This is a genomic window from Pseudoalteromonas prydzensis, from assembly GCF_011050055.1.
GTDB lineage: Bacteria > Pseudomonadota > Gammaproteobacteria > Enterobacterales > Alteromonadaceae > Pseudoalteromonas > Pseudoalteromonas prydzensis_A.
Genome location: NZ_DRGM01000045.1, coordinates 1 through 5,072 on the forward strand (window position 1 = coordinate 1; position 5,072 = coordinate 5,072).

At 38.4% G+C, this 5,072-nt stretch carries 5 protein-coding genes; 1 reads left to right on the forward strand and 4 read right to left on the reverse strand.

The window, feature by feature from the left end:
- The first annotated feature begins 74 nt into the window (after positions 1-74).
- Entirely contained in the window at positions 75-1,172 is a 1,098-nt protein-coding gene (trmA, locus tag ENH88_RS03895) for a tRNA (uridine(54)-C5)-methyltransferase TrmA (protein WP_304179739.1), read from the forward strand.
- Between the two features lie 65 nt (positions 1,173-1,237).
- Here the strand turns inward: trmA and ENH88_RS03900 are convergent, their stop codons facing one another.
- The 4 genes from ENH88_RS03900 to ccoG all read right to left on the reverse strand — a co-directional run bounded on the left by ENH88_RS03900 (position 1,238) and on the right by ccoG (position 5,040).
- A complete protein-coding gene (locus tag ENH88_RS03900; protein WP_076926100.1) occupies positions 1,238-1,876 on the reverse strand; it encodes a thiol:disulfide interchange protein DsbA/DsbL in 639 nt (212 codons plus the stop codon).
- A gap of 16 nt (positions 1,877-1,892) precedes the next feature.
- Positions 1,893-2,516 (reverse strand): thiol:disulfide interchange protein DsbA/DsbL, encoded by a 624-nt coding sequence (locus ENH88_RS03905; protein WP_304179730.1) that lies wholly within the window; start codon positions 2,514-2,516, stop codon positions 1,893-1,895.
- 32 nt (positions 2,517-2,548) lie between these two features.
- Positions 2,549-3,523 (reverse strand): serine/threonine protein kinase, encoded by a 975-nt coding sequence (locus tag ENH88_RS03910; protein ID WP_008137601.1) that lies wholly within the window; start codon positions 3,521-3,523, stop codon positions 2,549-2,551.
- Between the two features lie 86 nt (positions 3,524-3,609).
- Complete coding sequence (gene ccoG / locus ENH88_RS03915) at positions 3,610-5,040, reverse strand: cytochrome c oxidase accessory protein CcoG (protein ID WP_304179737.1); 1,431 nt, start codon at positions 5,038-5,040, stop codon at positions 3,610-3,612.
- Positions 5,041-5,072: the final 32 nt, after the last annotated feature.

Consider the following 5,072-nt stretch of genomic DNA (forward strand, 5'->3'; position numbering starts at 1 on the left):
CCAAAACTAGACAAATACGCAGCGCTCCCTACAATAGCGCCGATAAACAGATCTTAGATAAGGTAGTAGCGTTAATGGCAGTTATTAAAATAGATACCACACAGTACCAAGCGCAGTTAAGTGAAAAAGAGCAGCGTATTAGTGCACAGTTCCAACGTTTTGGTGTGGAGCAATTAGAAGTATTTAGCTCAGAGCCAACTAACTACCGCCAACGTGCTGAATTTAGAGTATGGCACGATGGTGACGATCTGTTTCACATTATGTTTGATCAACAAACAAAAGAAAAAATCCGTGTTGATACATTTGATCCCGCAGCGCCTCTAGTAGGTGAAATAATGCAGGTGATGATTGAGCATCTTAAGCCTTGTGAAATATTACGTCGTAAGTTATTTCAAATCGATTACCTATCAACGCTAAGCGGTGAAATTTTAGTAAGCTTGCTTTATCACAAACCACTTGATGATGAATGGTTAAGTGAAATTAAAGCGCTTAAAGAAAAACTAAGCAGTAAATACAAAATTGACTTTATAGGCCGCGCTCGCAAACAAAAAGAAGTGCTGGGTGATGACTTTGTAACTGAGCGTTTAACAGTTAATGGTCAAGAGCTTATTTATCAACAAGTAGAAAATAGCTTTACTCAGCCTAATGCAAAAGTAAATATTAATATGCTGGAGTGGGCACAAGATTTATGTAAGCCACTTAAAAATGATTTATTAGAACTTTATTGCGGTAACGGAAACTTTTCTATTGCGCTAGCAGGCTCTTTTAATAAAGTATTAGCGACGGAAATATCAAAATCATCTGTTCATTCTGCTCAATACAATATTGCTAAAAATAACGTAGAGAACTTAGATATTATTCGTATGTCTAGTGAAGAGTTTACTCAAGCAATGAATGGCGAACGTACTTTTTCTCGTTTAGACGGTATTGATCTTAAAAGCTATGACTGCCAAACCATATTAGTTGATCCACCGCGCGCAGGCATGGATAAATTAACGTGTGACTTAGTGGCTAACTACGAAAGCATAATTTATATATCGTGTAATCCAGAAACCCTTGAGCGTGACCTTGATCACTTAACACGTACGCACAACGTTAAGCGCTTTGCTATATTTGATCAGTTCCCTTATACGCATCACATTGAGTCGGGTGTTTTCTTACAGCGTAAATAAATACGCTCAGTAAACGTTGCCCATAAAAAAAAGCTCCCTGAGGAGCTTTTTAGTTTTAGCTAAATTTATTTGCTAGCTAAATAATTAATCAGTTTACCAATGTCTTCTGGCTCAGTAATACCCGACTCACGACCTAGGTTTAATTTATACTTACCATTTACAATAAATGTAGGTACGCCACGTAGTGCGCCTTTTTCTTTGAAGTAGTCCTGATCGCGTTTCATTTTAGAGCTCAGCGTACGTACCGAGAAGCTTTTGAAAAGTTTATCAAACTTATCGCCATCAACGCCCTGTGCTACAAATATATCTTTTACATCTGCAAGCTCATTAAATTTAGCGCGCTTGGTATGGATATGATTAAAGATTGCAGAGACAATTTTATCTTTTTGCGGAAGCACTTCTGCAGTAGCTAGTGCTTGGCTCATCATCTGTTGATTTTCAGGGTCACGTACACCTACAAAATCAACATGGCTCTTTTTAAATTTAACGTTTTTATCAAGCTTAGGCTTAAATTCACCAATTAATGCTTCCATGTTATTACATGCAGGGCAGTAAAATGAGAAAAACTCTTTAATTTCTGGCTTTTTAGTTGCTCGCTCAGAAACCACATCGTAATGCACGCCCTCTTCGTACGTTGCTGCAAAGCTTGTTGCCGCCATAGGAAGTAGTACTGCAAGTAAACCTGCTTTAACTAATTTAATCATTATTATGCTCCGAAATTTATAGTGCTAATAAAAACGCTACTAACTCATCAAGTTCTTTTTGGTTTTTGATGGTATTGAGGTTTATTTTATATTTATCGTTAACAATAAAAGTAGGTACACCTGTAAGTGCGCCTAATTTTGAATATTTATTTTGTTTGTTTTGCATTGCTTGCTCTGCCGAAATAACTGGCATGCTTGCAATTTCTTGATCAAACGTTGCGCTATCAATACCGTTTACTTCAAGTAATTTTTTAACGTCTTTCATTTCAGTTAACGGTGCGCGTTGCACATGAATACTTTTAAAAATTTGATCGCTAATACTCTGCGCCTGACCATGCTGCTTAGCAATTAAATAAGCAAAGCTTAAATTACTTTGTGCTTGTGGTGACACGCCACCTAAAAAGTTCACGTGGTTTTTAATAAACTCAGCACCTTCTGGTAGGCTTTGTTCAATTGCTTTTGCTACGGGTTCAAACTTAAAACAATGTGGACAGTAAAATGAGAAAAACTCGGTTACTTGTGGCGATGTACTTTTGTCTACATCAATAACAGTGTATTGATTATCAACTTCAAACTGTGCAGCAAATGCTGCAAATGGTAAACATAAAAGTAATAAACTCAGTTTTAATTTTTTAAGCATGTATATCTCGTGTACTTGTTTTAAATAAAAGATTACGGCAATAACTTTAACGGCGCTTCTTGCAATGCTGCAAGTTGCTCCTTCAATGCTAAAATTTGTTGCTCCCAGTATTTGTCATCAGCAAACCATGTAAAGTTCCGCACAAAGGCAGGATCGCTCCATCGTTTAGCTACCCATCCCATATAATGGATAATACGCATCGCTCGCAGCGGTTCAATTAATTTGAGTTGAGAGTGATCAAAATCACAAAACTCTTCATACGCATTCACAAGGGTATCTAACTGTAACAGTTGCGTCGCTCTATCGCCACTGAGCATCATCCATAGATCTTGGATTGCAGGACCTTGGCGACTATCATCTAAATCTACAAACATGAGCGCGTCGCCTGCCCACAAAATATTGCCAACGTGACAGTCACCATGTAAGCGAATACTTTGTACATCTTTATACTGTTTTTGCGCCTGCTCTATCACTAAATCTAAAATAGTGTAAAAGGCGGTATTTATTCCCATAGGCACTAAATTACTTTTTTGAAGATGAACTTTGGCTGTATGCAAATATTCATCACAGGTAACTGTTGGCCTGTAAGTAAAAGGTTTTGTTTTAGCCACTTGGTGCATACGGCCAATTAAACGCCCCATTACATCAAGCTGATCTAAGTTATCAACCTCAAATAAACGCCCACCTACACTTGGAAACAACACAAACAAATAACCTTCGTGTTCAAACAAGCTTTGCCCATTATATAAAATAGGGGCAACAACAGGTACTTCCGCTTCAGCCAGTTCAAATGCAAAGTCATGCTCTTCTTGAATTTGCTCTTTACTCCAGCGCTCTGGGCGATAAAACTTCACTACGTAACGCAGACCATCATCTGCTTTAAATTGGTACACTCTGTTTTCATAGCTATTGAGGGCCAACAAACCAGATTCGGCGTACACACCTACGCTTTCTATTGCATCGAGTATTAGGTCAGGTGTTAAGTCAATAAAACTAAATTTACTCATACTCTTCTTATATAAAATAAAAAGCGGGTTATATACCCGCTTTTGTTAATTGCTATATCAACTCACCTATTTAAGGTAGGTTGTGATTATCGCGCTTTAAAAAAGTTACTCGGCTGCGATATTGTCTCATCCGGCTCATCTACCGGTGAAAGCACAAAGTTAAACTCTGTCATCGGCGCATTCAAATCATAAGGGTCCATTACAAGTGACAATGGCACGTTATGAGATTCCCCTGCCTGCACAGTAAATGACTGCTTACCAATATACTTAAAGTTATCTAACCCTTGTACTTTAATATTAAAAGTTTGCTCGTACTGCGCCTTGTTAATTACCTTTAATGTGTAGGTGTTCTCTACTAAACCATCAAAATCGACACGATATAATTGGTTTCGATCACGAATGATATCAAAGTCCATTGTTTTACGCAGTGCTATATTAGCTACAAGTGCTCCCGTAAGCACAACAAGTATGACCGTGTAACCAATGATTTTAGCTCGTAGTGGATTCGTTTTATTTTCTGGCGTTTCGAGGTTTCGCTCTGTCGTATATGAAATAAGCCCACGCGGGTATTCCATTTTATCCATTACGCCATCACACGCATCAATACATGCACCACAATTAATACACTCAGCTTGTAACCCATTTCTAATATCAATACCTGTTGGGCACACTTGAACACACAAGTTACAGTCGATACAGTCGCCTAGCTCTAAATCTTCATGATCTACTTTACGTGAACGAGGACCACGGCTTTCACCACGGCTTTCGTCATACGTTACGGTGTATGTATCTTTATCAAACATAGCTGATTGAAAACGTGAGTAAGGGCAAATGTGTAAACACATAATTTCTCGCATCCAACCGGCATTACCATAGGTACACGCAGCAAAGAAAATAATACTGACTAGTGCATAACCACCCACGTTAAACGTTACAAAATCAGGAAGTAACTCCCTTATTGGCGTAAAGTAACCCACAAAAGAAATAGCGGTATATAACGAAAACAATACCCAACTAGTATGCTTTGCCGTTTTACGCCAAAACTTATCAAAGTCCATGGGTCGTTGATCGAGTTTTTTACGCTGATTGGCAGTGCCTTCAAGCTTTTCCTCGAACCAAATAAAAATAAAAGTCCAAACAGTTTGCGGGCAAGTGTAACCACACCACACCCGTCCATAGAAGGTCGTCACTAAAAACAGCGCAAATGCTGCCAGCATAAAAATAAACGCTAATATGGTAAAATCTTGAGGCCATAGCGTTAAACCAAAAATATTGTATTTTTGACCAATTAGATCAAACAGCACAGCTTGCTGGCCATTAAAATTAATCCAAGGAAGTAACATGAACGCAAGTAGGCCTAAAAAGCCAATGCGCTGCCTAAGTAATTGATGTAGGCCTTTTACGGCACGCACATAAATACGATTTCGGGGATTGAACCTATCATCTTGACGGCTTAAATCCGGTTTTTGGATTTTCACCTCTACAGGGATATTCTTTACTTTAATTTGCTTGTCCATCGAAGTTCCTCAACGCCGCTTGGAAATAAAAA

What these genes read in the sequence shown, in the direction of transcription:
- trmA (WP_304179739.1), top strand. Translation starts at nt 75, where the DNA reads ATGGCAGTTATTAAAATAGATACCACACAGTACCAAGCGCAGTTAAGT.
- ENH88_RS03900 (WP_076926100.1), bottom strand. Translation starts at nt 1,876, where the DNA reads ATGATTAAATTAGTTAAAGCAGGTTTACTTGCAGTACTACTTCCTATG.
- ENH88_RS03905 (WP_304179730.1), bottom strand. Translation starts at nt 2,516, where the DNA reads ATGCTTAAAAAATTAAAACTGAGTTTATTACTTTTATGTTTACCATTT.
- ENH88_RS03910 (WP_008137601.1), bottom strand. Translation starts at nt 3,523, where the DNA reads ATGAGTAAATTTAGTTTTATTGACTTAACACCTGACCTAATACTCGAT.
- ccoG (WP_304179737.1), bottom strand. Translation starts at nt 5,040, where the DNA reads ATGGACAAGCAAATTAAAGTAAAGAATATCCCTGTAGAGGTGAAAATC.